General features: G+C 64.5%; 12 protein-coding genes and 1 tRNA gene. All 13 read right to left on the reverse strand.

Annotation, left to right across the window (positions count from 1 at the left end; translation table 11 throughout):
* Nucleotides 1–52: 52 nt before the first annotated feature.
* Nucleotides 53–1,885 carry a S9 family peptidase gene (locus tag Q6A48_RS06205; RefSeq protein WP_304552697.1) on the reverse strand — a complete coding sequence of 611 codons (1,833 nt, stop codon included), beginning with the start codon at nt 1,883–1,885 and terminating at the stop codon, nt 53–55.
* On the reverse strand, nt 1,851–3,020 hold the full coding sequence (gene pqqE, locus Q6A48_RS06210; RefSeq protein ID WP_304552698.1) for a pyrroloquinoline quinone biosynthesis protein PqqE: 1,170 nt from the start codon (nt 3,018–3,020) through the stop codon (nt 1,851–1,853). The genes Q6A48_RS06205 and pqqE overlap by 35 nt, the downstream gene beginning before the upstream one ends.
* Nucleotides 2,992–3,267, reverse strand: a complete 276-nt coding sequence (gene pqqD, locus Q6A48_RS06215; RefSeq protein ID WP_304552699.1) for a pyrroloquinoline quinone biosynthesis peptide chaperone PqqD — start codon at nt 3,265–3,267, stop codon at nt 2,992–2,994. Before pqqD ends, pqqE begins: the two co-directional genes overlap by 29 nt.
* Complete coding sequence (gene pqqC, locus Q6A48_RS06220; RefSeq protein ID WP_304552700.1) at nt 3,264–4,016, reverse strand: pyrroloquinoline-quinone synthase PqqC; 753 nt, start codon at nt 4,014–4,016, stop codon at nt 3,264–3,266. Before pqqC ends, pqqD begins: the two co-directional genes overlap by 4 nt.
* A 212-nt stretch (nt 4,017–4,228) precedes the next feature.
* A complete protein-coding gene (gene pqqB, locus Q6A48_RS06225; protein WP_304552701.1) occupies nt 4,229–5,140 on the reverse strand; it encodes a pyrroloquinoline quinone biosynthesis protein PqqB in 912 nt (303 codons plus the stop codon).
* 80 nt (nt 5,141–5,220) lie between these two features.
* Nucleotides 5,221–5,295 carry a pyrroloquinoline quinone precursor peptide PqqA gene (pqqA, locus tag Q6A48_RS06230; RefSeq protein ID WP_003177660.1) on the reverse strand — a complete coding sequence of 25 codons (75 nt, stop codon included), beginning with the start codon at nt 5,293–5,295 and terminating at the stop codon, nt 5,221–5,223.
* A 170-nt stretch (nt 5,296–5,465) separates the two neighbouring features.
* Nucleotides 5,466–7,898, reverse strand: coding sequence for a pyrroloquinoline quinone biosynthesis protein PqqF (gene pqqF / locus Q6A48_RS06235; RefSeq protein ID WP_304552702.1), 2,433 nt, complete (start codon nt 7,896–7,898; stop codon nt 5,466–5,468).
* Nucleotides 7,899–7,946: 48 nt separating this feature from the next.
* A complete protein-coding gene (locus Q6A48_RS06240) occupies nt 7,947–8,741 on the reverse strand; it encodes a carbon-nitrogen hydrolase family protein (protein WP_304552704.1) in 795 nt (264 codons plus the stop codon).
* A 12-nt stretch (nt 8,742–8,753) separates the two neighbouring features.
* A complete protein-coding gene (locus tag Q6A48_RS06245) occupies nt 8,754–10,436 on the reverse strand; it encodes a flavin monoamine oxidase family protein (RefSeq protein WP_304552706.1) in 1,683 nt (560 codons plus the stop codon).
* A 275-nt stretch (nt 10,437–10,711) separates the two neighbouring features.
* The gene (locus Q6A48_RS06250; protein WP_304552707.1) at nt 10,712–11,173 is read right to left on the reverse strand and encodes an Lrp/AsnC family transcriptional regulator; all 462 of its coding nucleotides are present in this window, start codon (nt 11,171–11,173) and stop codon (nt 10,712–10,714) included.
* A gap of 35 nt (nt 11,174–11,208) precedes the next feature.
* On the reverse strand, nt 11,209–13,650 hold the full coding sequence (locus Q6A48_RS06255; RefSeq protein WP_369811669.1) for a hypothetical protein: 2,442 nt from the start codon (nt 13,648–13,650) through the stop codon (nt 11,209–11,211).
* Between the two features lie 82 nt (nt 13,651–13,732).
* A tRNA-Ile gene (locus Q6A48_RS06260) sits at nt 13,733–13,809 on the reverse strand.
* A 15-nt stretch (nt 13,810–13,824) separates the two neighbouring features.
* Nucleotides 13,825–17,568, reverse strand: coding sequence for a bifunctional diguanylate cyclase/phosphodiesterase (locus Q6A48_RS06265; protein WP_304552710.1), 3,744 nt, complete (start codon nt 17,566–17,568; stop codon nt 13,825–13,827).
* Nucleotides 17,569–17,620: the final 52 nt, after the last annotated feature.

The following is a 17,620-nucleotide window of genomic DNA, read 5'->3' on the forward strand; positions in this document are numbered from 1 at the left end:
CGATACACCGCTCTGGCGAGCAGCCTCGTCCCACTTGTACATCCGGATTTGCCTAGGGCGCTGCGCTGTCCATTACCTTGCAATAGAACAACCACTCATGCTCCAGCGCATGGGCCTGGTTCGTGGCCTTGCGAAAGCCGTGGCGCTCATCCGGATAGTAATGGGCCTCGACCGTGACGCCGTTTTCCTCCAGCGCGCGGACCATGTCGCGGGTCTGCTGCGGCACGACCACGGCATCCAATTCACCTTGAAAGAAAATCACCGGCGTGCGGATTCGATCCGCGTGCAGCAACGGCGTGCGTGCGCGGTAGCGTTCGACGTCCCGTTGCGGGTCGCCAATCAGCCAGTCCAGGTAATCACCTTCGAATTTGTGCGTGGCGCGGGCCAGGGCCACAGGATCGCTGACGCCGTAGAGGCTGGCACCGGCGCGGAACACATCGCGGAACGCCAAGGCACAAAGGGTCGTATACCCACCGGCGCTGCCGCCACGGATGAACGCGTGGCGACCGTCGACCAGGCCTTGCCCGTCGAGGTAGGCGACCGCCGCGCAGGCATCCTCGACGTCCACCACGCCCCAGTTCAGGTGCAGTGCCTGTCGATAGGCCCGTCCATAGCCGCTGCTGCCCCGGTAGTTGAGGTCGGCAACGGCGAAGCCGCGGTGGGTCCAGTATTGGATGCGCGGGTCGAACACCGGGTAGCAGGCCGAAGTGGGGCCGCCGTGAATGAACACCACCAACGGCGGTTTGTCGCTCCCGCCCATGGCCGGGTAGAAGAAGCCATGGGCCTGGTCCGCAGCGCTGGGGTAGCGCAACGTCCGAGGACGGCTGACCTGCTCGGCCGACAGCGGCGCGAGGCCTCCCGCCAGTACCCTGATCTCACGGGTGCGCCGCTCGATCGCGATCACCGCTGATGGCTGGACAGGCGAGGCGGCGATGGCGTAGATGAACCGCTCGTCCAGTGCCAAGCTGCGAAAACGGCTGTAGGTGCCGGTGAAGTCCTCATGCTCGGCATCGTTGCGACACAGGCCCAGCCGGCCGAAACCCGCTTCGGTCCAACTTGCCAGGTAAGTCTGTGGGTCCAGCGGCAACCACGTGCAACCGCCCATTTGCCACGGCGCCGGCGCATGATCGGCTTCAGCCGCAGGCAGTGGTTGCAGGCCGTCGGCCGACTCCATCCAGGGCTGCCAGAACCCTGCGCGATCGGTCAGGCAGTAAAGGCGATTCGACGCATCGAAGCGCGGTTGCTGGATGGATTCCTCTGCGGCATTACCGGCCACGCAGCGTGGCTCGCCCCACCCCGACGCCTTGCGTTCGGCCAGCATCAGGCGCGTGGCCGTCCAGGGTTGGTGCGGGCGACTCCATTCGATCCATGCCAAGCGCTGGCCATCCGCGCTCACGGTGGGCGATGCGTAGAAGTCGGCGCCTTCGGCCAGCAATTGGCGCTGCCGATCCGCCAGGCCGATGGCCACCAGGCGATGCCGGTCGGCCTGCTGCTCCACCGCCAGCACCTCGCCGCGGGAGACGCTGAGGTCGCCATGGCGACAGTCGCCCGAGGTCAGGGCCACGGGGCGTTCGCCGGACAGCGGTTGGTGGTAGATCTGCTGGTCGGTCTCATTGACGAACAACACGCCGTCGTCGGCCAGGCAGAATGCTCCGCCACCGTATTCGTAGACCCGGCTGTTGGCGCTGAAACCGTCCGGGGTCAGGCAGCGCGCCTGGGTGCCTTGCCACTGCCAGATCCGGCACGCACCGTCAGCGGGCCGGTATTCATTCCAGAACAGGCCGAGCGGGCCCACCCGCAGTTCGGCGAAATCAGTGCCGGCCGCGACGGCCTGGGCAGCGCTGAAAGGATCAGCTTTTGGCGATGAGGCGTGAGTTTCGTTCATTGCGAAAGGCCAGTTGCTCGATGGTCTGGGTGGCATGCTCGGCGTCTTCGCGCGCCTTGAGTATCACCCCGTGGTGTTCGGATTTGCTGCACACCGGGTCGGCGTTGCTGGCGTCCCCTGTGAGCATGAAGGCCTGGCAGCGACAACCGCCGAAGTCCTGCTCCTTTTCATCGCAGGAACGGCACGGCTCGGGCATCCAGTCGTAGCCGCGAAAGCGGTTGAAACCGAACGAGTCGTACCAGATGTGCTGCATGCTGTGGTCGCGCACGTTGGGAAACTGCACCGGCAACTGTCGGGCGCCGTGGCAGGGCAGGGCGGTGCCGTCCGGCGTGACGGTCAGGAAGAGGCTGCCCCAGCCGTTCATGCAGGCCTTGGGGCGTTCCTCGTAGTAGTCCGGGGTGACGAAGATCAGCTTGCACGGATGCCCGTCGGCTTCCAGCCTGGCGCGGTATTCGTTGGTGATGCGTTCGGCGCGGACCAGTTGTTCCCTGGTCGGCAGCAGGCCCACGCGATTGAGCTGCGCCCAGCCATAGAACTGGCAGGTGGCGAGTTCGACGAAGTCGGCTTCCAGGGCGATGCACAGCTCGATGATGCGGTCGATCTTGTCGATGTTGTGCCGATGGGTGACGAAGTTCAGCACCATCGGATAGCCGTGGGCCTTTACCGCCCGGGCCATTTCCAGTTTTTGCGCGAAGGCTTTCTTCGAGCCGGCCAAGAGGTTGTTCACCTGCTCGTCGCTGGCTTGGAAACTGATCTGGATGTGGTCCAGGCCGGCCTTCTTGAAATCGCTGATCTTCTGTTCGGTCAAGCCGATGCCGGAGGTGATCAGGTTGGTGTAGAAGCCCAGCCTGCGGGCCTCGCCGATCAGTTCGGCAAGGTCCTGGCGCACCAGCGGTTCGCCACCGGAAAACCCCAGCTGCGCGGCGCCCATTTCCCGGGCTTCGCGGAACACCTTGAACCACTGCTCGGTGCTCAGCTCCTTGCCCTGCTCGGCGAAGTCCAGCGGGTTGGAGCAGTAGGGGCATTGCAATGGGCAACGGTAGGTCAGTTCCGCCAGCAACCACAGCGGCAGGCCGATTTCGGGTTTGGCCGGCAGGCCGCTGGCCTCAGGCAAGTTCGATCCAGTGCTCTGCACGGGCGACCTCCATGAATTGCTCGATGTCGTCACCGAGTTCCGGCACGTCGGGGAACTGCTTCGCCAACTCGCCGATGATGGCCGCGACATCCCGTTTACCGTCGATCAGGCCGCCGATCAGCGCGGCGCTGTCGTTGAGCTTGATCATGCCTTCAGGATAGAGCAGCACGTGGCCTTTCTGGGCCGGTTCGTACTGGAAGCGATAGCCGGGGCGCCAGCGCGGGGTTTTGCTGCGGTCGAAACTCATAGGGGTATTCCTTTGTGCCACACCCGTTGACCGGTCACGCTGTGATAGGGCGGGCGATTCAATTCGTAGGCCATGCTCATGGCGTCGAGCATGCTCCAGAGGATGTCCAGTTTGAACTGGAGGATTTCCAGCATGCGCTCCTGGCCTTCGCGGGTGGTGTAGTGCTGCAGGGTGATCGCCAGGCCATGCTCGACATCACGGCGGGCCTGGCCCAGGCGGGTGCGGAAGTATTCATAGCCGGCCGGGTCGATCCATGGGTAGTGCTGTGGCCAACTGTCCAGGCGCGACTGGTGGATCTGCGGCGCGAACAGTTCGGTCAGCGAACTGCTGGCGGCTTCCTGCCAGGAGGCCCGGCGGGCAAAGTTGACGTAGGCATCCACGGCGAAGCGCACGCCTGGCAGCACCAACTCCTGGGAACGCAGTTGATCGGGGTCCAGGCCCACCGCCTGGCCCAGCCGCAACCAGGCCTCGATGCCACCGTCCTCGCCGGGCGCGCCGTCATGGTCGAGCAGGCGCTGGATCCACTCGCGGCGGATCTCCCGGTCCGGGCAGTTGGCCAGGATCGCGGCGTCCTTGAGCGGGATGTTCACCTGATAGTAAAAACGGTTCGCGACCCAGCCCTGGATCTGCTCGCGCGTGGCGCGGCCTTCATACATCGCCACGTGATACGGGTGATGGATGTGGTAGTACGCGCCCTTGGCACGCAGGGCCGCTTCGAACTCGGCGGGGGACAGGGGGGTGTCAGTCATTGCGGTTCTCCGGGAAACAACCGTCGGCGAGTGGGGGCCTGGTCTGGCCCCTTCGCGAGCAAGCCCGCTCCCACATTGGTTTTGCGGTGCATGAAATATCAAATGTTACTTGGCCCTTGTGGGAGCGGGCTTGCTCGCGAAGGCGTCGTATCTGCCAGCACAAGCGCTGCCTGACACACTGCAAATCCATTCCCACAATCGTTCTGCCCTTCCTACAACTCAATACTCATTCCGTCGTAAGCCACTTCAACCTTCCGGCGTACCAGTTCGGCCCGCTCCGGCGAATCTTCGTCCAGGATCGGGTTGGTGTTGTTGATATGGATAAGGACCTTGCGCTGCTCGGGCAGTTGCTCCAGCACTTCCAGCATCCCGCCGGGGCCGCTCTGGGCCAGGTGGCCCATCTCCCGGCCGGTGCGGGTGCCGACGCCACGGCGCTGCATTTCGTCGTCGTCCCACATCGTGCCGTCCACCAGCAGGCAGTCGCTGCTGGCCATGATCTCCAGCAGCGGCCCGTCCACCTTGCCCAGGCCCGGGGCATAGAACAGCCTGCCGCCGGTGCGCAGGTCTTCGACGATCAGGCCGATGTTATCCCCCGGGTGCGGATCGAAGCGGTGCGGCGAATAGGGCGGTGCCGCGCTGCGCAGTGGCAGCGGCGTGAAGCGCAGGTTGGGGCAGGCCGGGATGCCGAAGCTGCGGTCGAGCTCGATGCGGTTCCAGGCCAGCCCGCCGTTCCAGTGGGTCAGCATGTTGAACAGCGGGAAACCGGTGCTCAGGTCTTCATGGACCATGTCGGTGCACCAGACTTGGTGCGGGCAGCCTTCGCGCAGGCTGAGCAGGCCGGTGGTGTGGTCGATCTGGCTGTCCATCAGGATGATCGCGCCAATGCCGGTGTCCCTCAGGGCCCGGCCAGGCTGCATCGGGGCGAAGCCCTGGAGTTGTGCGCGGATGTCCGGGGAGGCGTTGCACAACACCCAGTTCACGCCGTCATCGGAAATCGCGATGGACGATTGGGTGCGCGCCAGGGCCCGCAGGCTGCCGTTGCGAAAACCTGCGCAATTGACGCAGTTGCAGTTCCACTGGGGGAAACCGCCGCCGGCGGCGGAACCTAGAATCTGGACAAACATGGCCGCTCCATCTGCAAACCGAAATAAAAACGCCCCGGTGGTCCGAGGCGTTGTGCTGCGTGCTCAAGTGCCTGCAACGATCAACGGCTGGCGAAGTACATGGTGACTTCGAAACCGATACGCAGGTCGATATATGCGGGTTTGGACCAGGACATGGGAATACTCCTTTGGTTGGGATGCTTTCGTTAGATGGAACGGGTGAGACCTATACATATAGTCCACCTCCGTTGGGAGATGTTCAGATGCTTAGGCGGCTATGTTACTAAATTAAACAATTTCGTAGGCCGCGATTCTCGGAGAAAGCCCTTTGCAGCGTTGGTAACGATCAGTCCCAGCGTTGCCACGACGCCCCGGCGCCAGCCCCATTGGCCAGGCACAGCCAGCCACCTTCAGCATCGACCAGCCGCTGGGCGGCTGCCATCAGTCGTTGTCGGTCCACGCGCTGGATGGCCTCGGGCAATTGTTGAGGGTAATCCGACGGGTGACCGGCCAATTTCGCCTGCCAGAGCAGCTCGGCCGCTTGCGGACCCGGCAGGACATCCCCCTGCAATTGGGCGGCGAGGCTTTGTTGTTGATTGCGTAAGGACGGGTCATCGGTGTCTCGGACCAGGCCAGGCAGTTCAATGAGGAACTGCTGGATGTGCTCGATCAGCGTCGCGGCGCTGGCATCGGGCGACTGCACGCCGAACAGCAGGCCGGTTTGCCCGTTGAGCTGCTTCAGGCCACTGAACACGCCGTAGCCCAGCTGCAGGTCGACCCGCAGGCGCTGGTAGAACGGCGCCTGGCACAGCTGCGCCAGTAGTCGCCACTCGGCCTCGTCGCACAGCGTCGGGCTCGGCGCCGGACAAAACAGCAACACCGCGTATTCGTCGCCATGGGTCGGCAGGGTTTTCCATAGCCGCTTTCTTGAAAGCGTCGGCAGCGGATCGGCGTCCTGGCTGCCGCTGCCCGGCACCCGGGCCAACACCGGACCCAGCGCCCCTTGGGTCGCCGTCGACAGCCCGATGGCCAATCCATCCCACAGGGCACTGGCCCAGGGGGCCAGGTCGCCGGCGGGCAATGGCGGCCTGGATAAAAGACCGACATATCCCGGCAAAGCCTGGAGCAAATGTCGAATCGGCATCAACGGCGGCTTGTGCCCGGCGTGGGTCGTTGGCAGCGGTTGTTCCAGCTTCGCCAGGACGTGTTCGAGGACTGTCGGCATGGGCGCCTGCAAGCCCAGCAGTTTCAGCAGCCATTGGTGGCCGGAAGGCTCGAAAGTGACCTCCACGCCGGCCTGGCGGGCATCCTCGCACACGTCATGCAGATGCCTGTCGAGCCTGGCTGGCAGGTCCGGCGGTGCCGCGGTGGTCAATCGCCAGCGCAGGTACACGGCGCCTTCACGGCTGGGGTCGGCCAACGCCGGGCTGAACTGCATGGGCGAGCGCTCCCGGCGGCCCCGGGAACGGTCCTGGGCGAAGGTGCGCAAGCCGCGATGGGCGCTGGTCTGGCCGCGTATCAGGCCGGCGCGCGGGGTTTCGTCGGGCGTATTCAGGAAGGGGTTGGGCGCGGGCAACTGCCATTCCCCGATCACGGGGCTCGCCGGGTGCAGTTGCCTGAGGATTTCCCTGAGCCTTGCGAGGTCCTGCTCCGACAACTGCGCGTCGAGCCCTTCGCTGTCCCACCGGGCGAGTTGCAGTGCCGAACCGGTTGCCTGCCGACACCACAGGCGGGCGCTGAACGCTTCGCGCAACGATGCCCAGTCATCCTGGGCGGCGAAGAACCCCAGCCAATCGTGGAGCAACGCCTGGATGTCGTTCGCGGCTTGGTCATCGATCAGCTTGAATTCGAGGTGCAACAGCGCTTGCCCGGCGAACTCGTGCAACACGCTGGCCTTGAGTTCGTCGGCCAGGCCTCGCTGGCGTAACGTTGCCAGCAGGCCGCCCGGTTTGCTCGATTCCAGCCACATGCAGAGAAACGCCAGGGCTTGAGGTGAAGCGGCCGGAAGGTCTTCGAAGGTGAACAGCAGGTCGAGGCTGTCGCCATCGAGCTGTTGATAATGCTGCCGGTCCGACGCCATCAAGGGGGGCGGCAATGGCCGGGCCAGCGCTTCGCCCTTTGGCAGGCTCTCGCCGAACCGTTCGGCCAGCGCCTTCAGCGCTTCGACGCTCTGCGGGCCGACCAGGCTCAGGCGCATCTGGCCGCTCTGGTAAAACCGTTGGTAGAACCCGCGCAGGGCCGCTTGGAATTCCGGTTGCGACACCGCCAGGCTGTCGCGATTGCCAGCGTAGAAACCGCGCAGCGGATGAGCCGTCGACAGGCCGTTGTGCAGGGCAAGCCGTCGCTGGGCGGCGGCGTCCTGGGACCAGGCGATGAACTCCGCCTGGAGCACTTCGCGTTCGCGCACTTGATCGGTTTCGTCCAGGCGCGGATGCGCGAGCATGTCGCCCAGCCGCTCAAGGCCGTCGGCAAAGGCGGTCGGTGGGATTTCGAAGAAAAAGTCCGTGGTGCGTTCGCTAGTGCGTGCGTTGATCTGGCCGCCGTGGCGCTGCACGTAGGCCATCAGGTGCTCCCCGGCGGGAAACCGTTGGGTGCCGAGGAAAAACAGGTGTTCCAGCAGATGCGCCAGGCCCGGCCAGGCCAACGGCTCGTCATGGCTGCCGGCCGCCACCCGCAGCACGGCGGCGCTGCGTGTCAGGCCAGGGACGTGACGCACGGTCACCTGCAAGCCGTTGGCCAGGGTGTAAGGAGTCGGGCGGAGGGAATCGGGGGCCGGCATGAGCGCTTCCAGGACAGGGATGCGCCCATGCTAGCGGATTAGACCGGGTCAGTGCTTGTGCAAGTCGCCGTAAAGGGCAGGGCGACGGTCATGCAGGTAGTTGTAGGCCGCGCGAGCGTCGTCCATCAGCTGCCGATCCAGTTCGCCCACGATCAAGGCTTCGTCCAGCCCCGCCAACGCCGGGCGGCTGCCATCCGGCGCGGCGATGCTGCTCTGGCCGCAGTACCGCAGTTCGCCCTCGTGACCGCAATAATTGGCATAGGCCACGAAACACTGGTTCTCGATGGCCCGGGCGCGCACCGTGACATCGGCGATGAAGTCGTAGGGCTGCATATTGGCGGTCGGCACCAGGATCAGTTCGGCACCGGCCAGGGCCAGGCGTCGGGCGTTCTCCGGGAACTCCAGGTCGTAGCAGATCAACAGGCCGAGTTTCCAGCCGTTGAGCTCCACGATCGGGAGTGCGCTGTCCCCGGCGCTGAACATGGCGTGGTCGAGATCGCCGAACAGGTGGCTCTTGCGGTAGTTGGCCAGGCGTTCGCCGTGGGCGTCGATCACCTGGACCGAGTTGTAGATCTGCCCGTCTTCACTGCGCTCGGGATAGCCATAGACGATCGCCAGCCCGGCCGCCTTGGCGATACGGCCGATCTGCTGCGCCCACTCGCCGTTGTAGACCTCGGCCAATACGTTCACCGCGTCGGCGCCGATGTTGTAGCCGGTGAGGAACATCTCCGGCAGCACCAGCACGTCGGCCCCCCTGGCTTCCAGCGCGATCTGGTGCAGGCGTTGCAGGTTGCCGGCTGGGTCCAGTGACAACGGTGGGCATTGATAGAGGGCTACGCGCATCGACAACTCCTTTTATTCGGGCAGGGCGATCGGACCGATCTCATGGAACACATCGCCTGGACCCGGGTTCTCGGCGTGGGTCTTACCGCCGAAGTGCTTCATGATTCCCCACACGGCATTGAGCGAGGTCTGTACCGCGCCTTCGACCCAGGCGGGTGTCCATGAGACGTCATCGCCAGCGATAAAGATCCCGCGTTGTTCAGCCGGCATGTCGTCCTGCATGAAATGGGCGTACATGCGCTGGTTGTAGCGATAGTGGCCGGGCAGCGCGCCCTTGAACGCACCGAGGAAATGCGGGTCGGCTTCCCAGGACACGGTGATCGGATCGCCGATGATGCGCGCGGCGATATCCACCTTGGGGTAGATCTTCTTCAACGCGTCGAGGGCCAGCTTCACCCGTTTCTCCACCGGGTGCGGGAGCATCTTCAAGGCGTCGCTCATCCAGGAGTAGGACAGGCAGATCACCCCTGGCTTGTCATCGCCGTTGTCGAACAGGTAGGTGCCGCGGGTCAGGCGATCGGTCAGGGTCATGCTCATCAAGTCGCGGCCGGTCTCCGGGTCCTTGTCCTTCCAGAACGGCCGGTCGACCATCACGAATGTCTTCGACGACTGCATGTAGCGGGTGCGGTCCAGGGCCATCCACATTTTCTGCGAGAACAGCGCTTCTTCGCATTCGATCTGGGTGGTCAGCAACCAGCTCTGGCAGGTGACCAGCACCGCGGCATAGTCGCGGGTGTCGCCCCAGACGTCCGTGACGCTGAAGCGGCCGTCGGCGGCCCGGGCGATGCGCTTCACGCCGCTGCGCGGCGCGCCCAGGTGCAACGAACTCAGGCTGGTGCCTTGGGGCCAGTGCGCGCAGCGCTCCGGCACGTGCTTCCAGATGCCATAGGGCACCTGCTCGACGCCACCGACCACCAGGTGCTGGTGATCGTCGCAGTTGGTCATCACCACGCGGAAGATTTCCAGCATCGAGTTGGGGAAGTCCGAATCCCAGCCACCCGTGCCGAAGCCGACCTGGCCGAACACTTCGCGGTGCAGGAAGGACAGTTTGGCGAAGGCCTTGGACGTCGCCACGAAGTCGTAGAACGTGCGGTCATCCCACAGCGGGACGAGGGTGTTCCACAGTTCCTTGAGGCGCGGCACGTCGCGGTCGCGGATCGCCTGCTGGATCTCGCCGAAGCGCGCACGGTCCTCCAGGGCGTCGGCCCAGGCGTCGGCCACTTCCTGGAACAAGGCCGGCAGGTCGGCCATTTTTTCTGCGTAGTAGGTCTGGCCTTCCAGGTCGATGACCGTGCTGCCCGAGGCGGGGGTCAACGGGTTGGGAAACGGCTTGGTTTCCAGCCCCAGCTTGTCGACGTAGTGGTAGAACGCCGTGGAAGACACCGGGAACCGCATGCCGCCCAACTCGGCGATCACGCCCTCGGCGCCATTGAAGGGCTGGGAGCGCAGCCGCCCACCCATTTTCGAGGCCTCGTAGACCACCGGCTTGAGCCCCAGCTTCATCAACTCGTACGCCGCCACCAACCCGGCGATCCCGGCCCCGACAATCGCCACCTCGGCCCCCAGGTTCTCGGCGGGAATGCTCCCCAGCCCAGCCGGGTGCTCGATCCAGTCGTCAAAGGCGAAGGGAAAGTCCGGCCCGAAAATGGTGATGGGTTTCTTACCGTCTGCTGGGTGGCGATTGTGCTTGTTCATGGCGGACCTTGATGGGCGACTCGGCGCGTTGCTCGCGTCTGAGTATAGGAAAGATGCCAGCCATTCTAGGGAGCGTGGGACACGTTAATAAGACACAATTTGTCGTCGTTTTGAGCGTTTTCAAGTCACTTTGATGTGCGCTGAAAACGAATTGACGAAACGGGGTCCGTGGTGGGAGCGAGCCCGCTCGCGATAGCGGCTTGCCAGTCATGAAGATGCGGCTGACCGACATCATCGCGAGCAGGCTCGCTCCCACAGGGTTAGTCGTGCAGGTGCTAGAGCGGCTGGCCCCGGTCGATTTTGCTGCTGAGGATGATCGAGGTGGTGGTTTTGTCCACGCCGTCCACGCTGCCGATCTGGTCCAGCAATTGATCCAGCTGTTCCGGCGAATCGGTGCGCAGCCAGGCCACATAATCGAACTCGCCGCTGACGGCACATAGCTGCTGCACCTGGGCCATGGCGCTCAGGCGCCGCAACACGTCCTTGCCGGAACGCGGCTGGACCTTGATGCCGACGTAGGCTTGCAAGCCGCCGTCGATCAGCCGCTGGCCCAGGCGCACGCCATACCCGGTGATGACCTTGGTCTTTTCCAGGCGGGCCAGCCGTGAGGTCACGGTGGTGCGGGCGATGCCCAGTTGCCGGGCGAGCATGGCGACGCTTTCCCGGGCGTTGATTTGCAGGGCCGCGATCAATTGGCGGTCGATTTCGTCGAGGACGGCAGGGCGAGTGTCAGCCAAGGAGGGCTCCGGCGTGGGCGTGGTGGGCGAACATGTTACAGGTTCTCTCGCTGGAAATAGCCGATGGCTGGCAAGGCCAGCGCGTGCCAGGCCGGCGCCAGGTGGGCTTGGGTGGCCCTGAGCCAGATCCCGCCGTGGTCAACCAATTGTTCAACGGGCAGTTGCAGCAACCGGGCCAGCGGCAGGGCCTGCAAGGCGCCTGGGTCGTCATCCTCCAACGCGGCCCAATCCCGTTCGAAGCAGCGAACCTGCACCTGCTCGTGGTCGAAACCCTCGAACAGTGGCCGGTTGCCCAGCCATTGCGGATGCACCCGCAGCGTGCGTGCCTCGACGTCCAATAGCAGCAACTGCCAGCCTCGGTAGCTGCCACACAGCGCCGTCACATCGGTCGCCAGGCGAGTCAGGGCGAGGTAGCGACCGTCCGGCGACCAGATCATCGAAGGGGCGAGTTCGTCCAGGGCACAGCCCGAAGCGGTCAGCAGATAGCCTCCGAGCCGCGGCGTGTCGGCGCGGACCCAACTGTCAGCGTATTCCGTTTCGCTGCCGAACAACCAGGCGGCATCCCGGCCCCCCGGTGCGGGCTGGATGAAGTCCCCGTCGGCGTTGGCCACCTGGGGACGATCCACCAGGCGCCAGGGGGCGACGCGGTGTAATCGAGCGTCGGCCACCCGCACGTCCACGGTGGTGTAGTACAGCCGCGATCGTTCGTCGGGCTGAAAGAACGACGGGGCGCTGCCGACCGGCGGGGCCGGGATGACGAAGCGTTGCAGCGCACTGCCGTCCAGGTCCCGGCCCAGGCGACCGGCGATCGTCGCCAGGCTCAGCAGCCCAGCGCGGAAATCGAGTACCCGGGCCACCCACAGGGGCGGTCCCTGCAACAGGCTGCGCGCCTTCACATCGACCACCACCGCGTGGGTTGCCACTGTCATTGCCTCCGCAAACGGCAACAGCGCCAGGTACCGCCCGCAGTCGGACACGCGATGGTCCAGAAGCCAGCGTCCCGGCAATTGCCAATCGCCGATCTGGCAGCGATAGGCGCCCAGGCCTTCATGATTGTCGGCAAGCCAGATCAGCCGGGCACAGAGGCCATCCAGCATCGGCTGCGTCTCTATGAACGAATCGCCGCGCTGGCCCTGGCTGTCCAGCGGCATGGCGATGCTCATCCGGGTCAGTTGAAACTCGGCCACCTGCACGCGACCTTGAGCGTCATGGCCTGCCTGGGTTTCGGTATCACTGTGGATGCTGTCGAGGCGATAGCCATGTCGCCCGAGGGACGGGCGAGGGTAATCCAGGTACGAGGCGATGCGCACATGGTGGGTGTCGAGGCCCAGTACGTCGTGCCAGTAAAAGGAGGGTTCGGCGTCATGCTTCACCCACGGCGAAGGGAGGGCGCGCCAGCCCTGGTCGACGCGCCACAACCAGTACCGATCGCCCTCCGGGCTGCCGGTTTGCTCCTGGGCCTGGCACACCAAGGCGCGTTGATCGCTGCTCCAGACGAGGGTGGCGTCGGCGGCCATCAACAGCCCGGAAGGCTGCTCATCGACGCTGACGGCATAGCGTGGTGACCGCAACGGCTCCAAGGGCTGGGGCAGGTCGCGAAAAGCCGGGGGCAACGAAAGCGTGCCCGCCAGGCAATGGTGTCCATCGGCAGAGCGCCGCTCGAACGTAGCCGGTAGAGGGTCCGGATACCCGCCGGGCTCCAGCCAGAGATCGGCGACGGGCACCAGGTCGACGACGCTGGCGGTCTGCAACAGCTCATCGAACCGGGCCTGGCGAACGCCGTTGTCCACCAGCGGGCTGTGGCGGCCACTCAAGCCGTCGAGGTCCAGCGTGTCCAGCTCCCAGAACTCGCTGTTGTGGCAACGATAGAGCCGGCGCAATTGCCGGTCGAGCAGCACCAGGCCCCAATCCTGCCGAGACGGTACGGTCGCCGCAAAATAACGCCCGTCCGCCGAGAACACCGCCGAGGACCCGAGGCCTTGCAGCAATACGCCGTCGGGGAACAGGTAGTCGCAATAGGTGGGGCCACCCATCGCGATCTCACTGTGGTTGAACGTCCGGATCGGCTCGCCTTCCGGCGTCAACTGCGGCTCGCCCCCGCCCCAGGCACTCGGGCCCTTGACCGGATCCTTCACCAGCCCAAGACGCCGCTCCCAGGTGCTGACCCCTGCCAACCCGCTGATGATCGCGGCGATCGCCGCCAGGATGCCCCACCACTCGGGCAGCGCCCTGCCCAGGCTGAACCCCAGGCCAAACACCGCACCTATGGTCAATCGAGCCAGGCCCCGGGCGGTGGACAGAAAGCCCAGGCGCGCCGCCAGGCCCATCAGCAGGCCCAGCAGCAACACCGTCGGCAACGCCAGCAGCGGTGGCATCACCGTGACGAAAAAGGCCGGCACCACCAGGATGCCCAATTGCCAGAACAGATCGAGAAACAGTCGAGGAAGGCTGGGGCTGGCGATGATGGGCGTCTCCAGGAGGGCTGGGAATGAAGGCTGGGGGCACGAGGCGACCACCCTCTCAGAAACGCGAAAGCCGCGCAATGCGCGGCTTTCAAGTTGGTGGGCCCACACGGACTCGAACCGTGGACCAAAGGATTATGAGTCCTCTGCTCTAACCAACTGAGCTATAGGCCCTCAGTAGGCCGCGGATTATAGCGACGGTTTCTCGGCTGTGCTATCCGAATAATCCGTTACGCTCACATGCAGAAACGTTGCGGCGAATTCATCGGCGCACAGGGGCAGGCTGACAATGTAGCCCTGGATTTGCTCGCAACCTTCTTCGGCGAGGAATTGTTGCTGGGCCAGGGTCTCGACGCCTTCGGCGATGATGGTGAATTGCATGCTGCGGCCCAGGGCGATGATGGCGCGTACGATGGCGGCGTCATGGGGGTCGTCGGGCAGGCCGCGGACGAAGGACTGGTCGATCTTGAGGATGTCCAGCGGCAGGCGCTTGAGGTAGCTCAGGGAGGAATAGCCGGTGCCGAAGTCGTCGATGGCCAGTTGCACGCCGAGTTTCTTCAGTTGGTGCAGCACCATCAGAGCTTCTTCGGCCTGGCTCATGATGAAGTTTTCGGTAATTTCCAGTTGCAACAATCCCGGTTCGAGTCGGTTTTCCCGCAGCAATTGTTCGATGCGTCCCAACAGGTTGGGTTGGCGCAGTTGGGCGCCGGCCAGGTTGACCGACAGCGGGCCGAGGCTTTCGTAGGTGCTGTTCCATTCACACAATTGCCGGCAGGCGCGTTCCAGTACCCAGTCGCCGATCTGCAGGATCATGCCGTTTTCTTCGGCCAGGGGAATGAAGTGTTCCGGCGGCACGTCGCCAAATGTCGGGTGGTACCAGCGAATCAGCGCCTCGGCGCCCACCAGTCGGTTGTCGGCGAGGCTGATCTTCGGCTGGAACGACAAGGACAGTTCGTTGCGCTCGATGGCGCGGCGCAGCTCGTGCTCCAGGGCTACGCGCTCGCTGGCCTGAGCGGTGAGGTCGCGGGTGTAGCTTTCCACCCGGTTGCGACCCTTGGCCTTGGAGCGGTACATCGCCGCGTCGGCGTTCTTGACCAGCGTGGCGACGTCGCAACCGTCCTGTGGATAAAGGCTGGTGCCGATGCTGGCGCTGATGAAGAACTCGTGTTCACCGGCCTGGAAGGGCGCGGCAAAGCAGTTCAGCAGTTTCTGGGCGATGTGCTCGGCATCGCTGGGTTGCTGCAAACCGGGCAACAGGATGATGAACTCGTCGCCGCCCAGGCGCGCCACGGTGTCGATGTCGCGCAGTTGTTCGCGCAAGCGCACGGCGATGCCTTTGAGCAGCAGGTCGCCAACCGGGTGCCCGAGGCTGTCGTTGATGTGCTTGAAGCGGTCCAGGTCGAGGAACAGCACCGCGCCTTGGCCGCCCTGTTCCTGCTGGTTGGTCAGGGCGGTCAGCAGGCGGCTCTCGAACAGGGTGCGGTTCGGCAGGCCGGTCAGCGGGTCATGGTGGGCCTGGTAATCCAGCCGGGCCTGGGCATGCTTGAGGCTGGAGATGTCGGCGAATACAGCGACGAAATGGGTGATCTGGCGGTCCCGGTTGCGCACCGCGCTGATGGTCAGCCAACTGGGGTACAGTTCGCCGTTCTTGCGCCGATTGGAGATCTCCCCTTGCCAGTGCCCTTCCGCCGTCAACTGGTGCCACATCGCGGCGTAGAACGCGCTGTCGTGCAGGCCGGACGCGAGTAGGCGGGGCGTATGGCCCAGGGCTTCGGTTTCGCTGTAGCCGGTGATTTCGGTAAAGGCGCGGTTCACGGCGCTGATGTGCTGCTGCGTGTCGGTGATCAACACGCCTTCGGCGGTGCTTTCGAACACGGTGGCGGCCTGTTGCAGTTTCTCCTGCATCATGTGGCGTTCGGTGATGTCCCGGGCGATGGTCAGCATGCAATCTTCATTGCCGATAGGCAGCGGCCGGCTGGAGACTTCGCAGAGGCGGATCTGCCCGTCGTTGCGCCGGATATGGCAACTGAAATCCCGCACGAAGCCGTCCCGTTGCAGCAGGTCGAGCATTTGCTTGCGTTCATTGAGATTGACCCAGATGCCGAGGTCCAGGGTCGAGCGGTCCACTGACAACGCGCTGTTGAAACCGGTGATGCGACTGAAGCCTTCGTTGACCTCGATCAGCAAACCATCGCTCTGCCGGGACAGCAGCAGGCCATCGGGTGAAGCGTGGAATGCCTTGGCGAACTTCTCCTCGGACGTCTGCAGTTGTTGCTGGGTTTCCTTCAGCTGGCTGATGTCACGCACCACCACGACCAGCGCCGGCGTGGTATCGAGGTCGAACGGCTCGGCGGAAATCAGCCCGGTGAACGCCTGGCCGTTACTGCGCCGGAACGGCATTTCCAGGTTGCGGATGCTGCCGGCCTGCAAGCGCTGCAACAGGCTCGGCCCCACGCCCTGGATGCCCCAGATGTCGAGGTCGGTCGCGGTCCGGCCCACCACCTCGGCGGCGCTCAGGCCGATCTGCTCCTCGAAGGCGGTGTTGACCTCCAGCAGGCAGCCGTCCAGCAGGCGGGCGATGACCAGGATGTCGGGGCACTGGCGGAACACCGAGGCGAACTTCTGCTCGGACAGGCGCAAGGCTTCCTCGGTGCGCTTGGCCTCGCTGATGTCGATCATCAGCCCGCGCATCACCGGCTCATGGCCATGTTCGATCAGGCTGACGATGTCGCGCACCCAGAGGCAGCGGCCATCGGCGGTGAGCACGCGGTAATCGATGCAATGGTCGCGGCCGGCGAGCACTTCCTCGTTGCAATAGGTCTCGGCCCGGGTCAGGTCGGCCGGATGAATGATGTTTCGCCAGAACCCCGGGATCAGCCAGTGGGCGAGGGGATAACCGAGCAATTCCTCGGCGTGGGGTGACACGTAGCTGTAGGTGAAGTCACTGACCCGCGCCTCCCAGGCAATGGCCGACAGGCTCTCCACCAGGCCGCGGTAGTGGTATTCGCTGCTGCGCAGTTCCTGTTCCAGCTCGACCCGCCGGGCGATCTCCGAACTGAGGCGACGGTTGATGCGAATCACCACCGCCAGGATGCCGACCAGCAGCAGCACGGCCGGCAGGCCGTAGACCACCATGTCGGACCAGAACTGCCGGTAATCATGCACATTGCCGATCCATTTGCCCTGGATCTCGCTGATCTGGGCCGGGCTCATGTCCGCCAGGACCTTATCCAGGATGCCCACCAGGATCTTGCTGTCCCGGGGAACGGCCATCGCCAGCTGGTAGCGATAGGGCGTTTCCCCGCTGACATAAAGGCCTTCGAGCTTGAGTTGGCGCAGGCTCCAGACGCTGGAGGCGAGGTCGCCCACCACCGCGTCCACCTCATCGGTGGCCAGGGCTTGCAGAGCCGAACTGACGTTGGGCAGCGCCACCAGGTTCAAGTCGGGATGATGGTTGCGCAGCAGCTCGTGGGGGGCGTAGTTCTCCACCACGGCGACTTTCAGCCCGTACAGGTCTTCCAGGTCATGGGGCTGGGCACCGCCACGATGGGCCAGAATGACGATGGGGAAATCGAGGTAGGGACGGGTGAACGCCAGGTAATTCTGGCGCTCGGGAGTGGACATGATGCCCGGCAGCAGGTCGATCTTACCCTGCACGACTTGCTCCAGTACCGCCGTCCAGCTAGCCGGCTCGACGGGGACGACCTTGAGCGCCAACCGTTCACGAATGATGTCGACATAGTCGGCGGCCAGGCCCTGATAGCGGCCCTGGTCGTCGCGAAACTCAAACGGTGGCCAGGAGGCATCGATCCCCAGGCGCAGGTCGGGATGGTCCTTGAGCCAGCGTTGCTCCTCGTCGGTGAGCGTGAACGCGCCAGCCGTTGCGGTCCATGTCATCAATGACAACAAAAGCGCGGCCGTCAGTCTGGGCATCACGGTCTCGTCAATGGTTCGGGGAGGATGTTTCGAGTGTAGACGGCCAACA

The sequence above is a fragment of the Pseudomonas citrullilanati genome, assembly GCF_030580855.1.
Classification (GTDB): domain Bacteria; phylum Pseudomonadota; class Gammaproteobacteria; order Pseudomonadales; family Pseudomonadaceae; genus Aquipseudomonas; species Aquipseudomonas citrulli.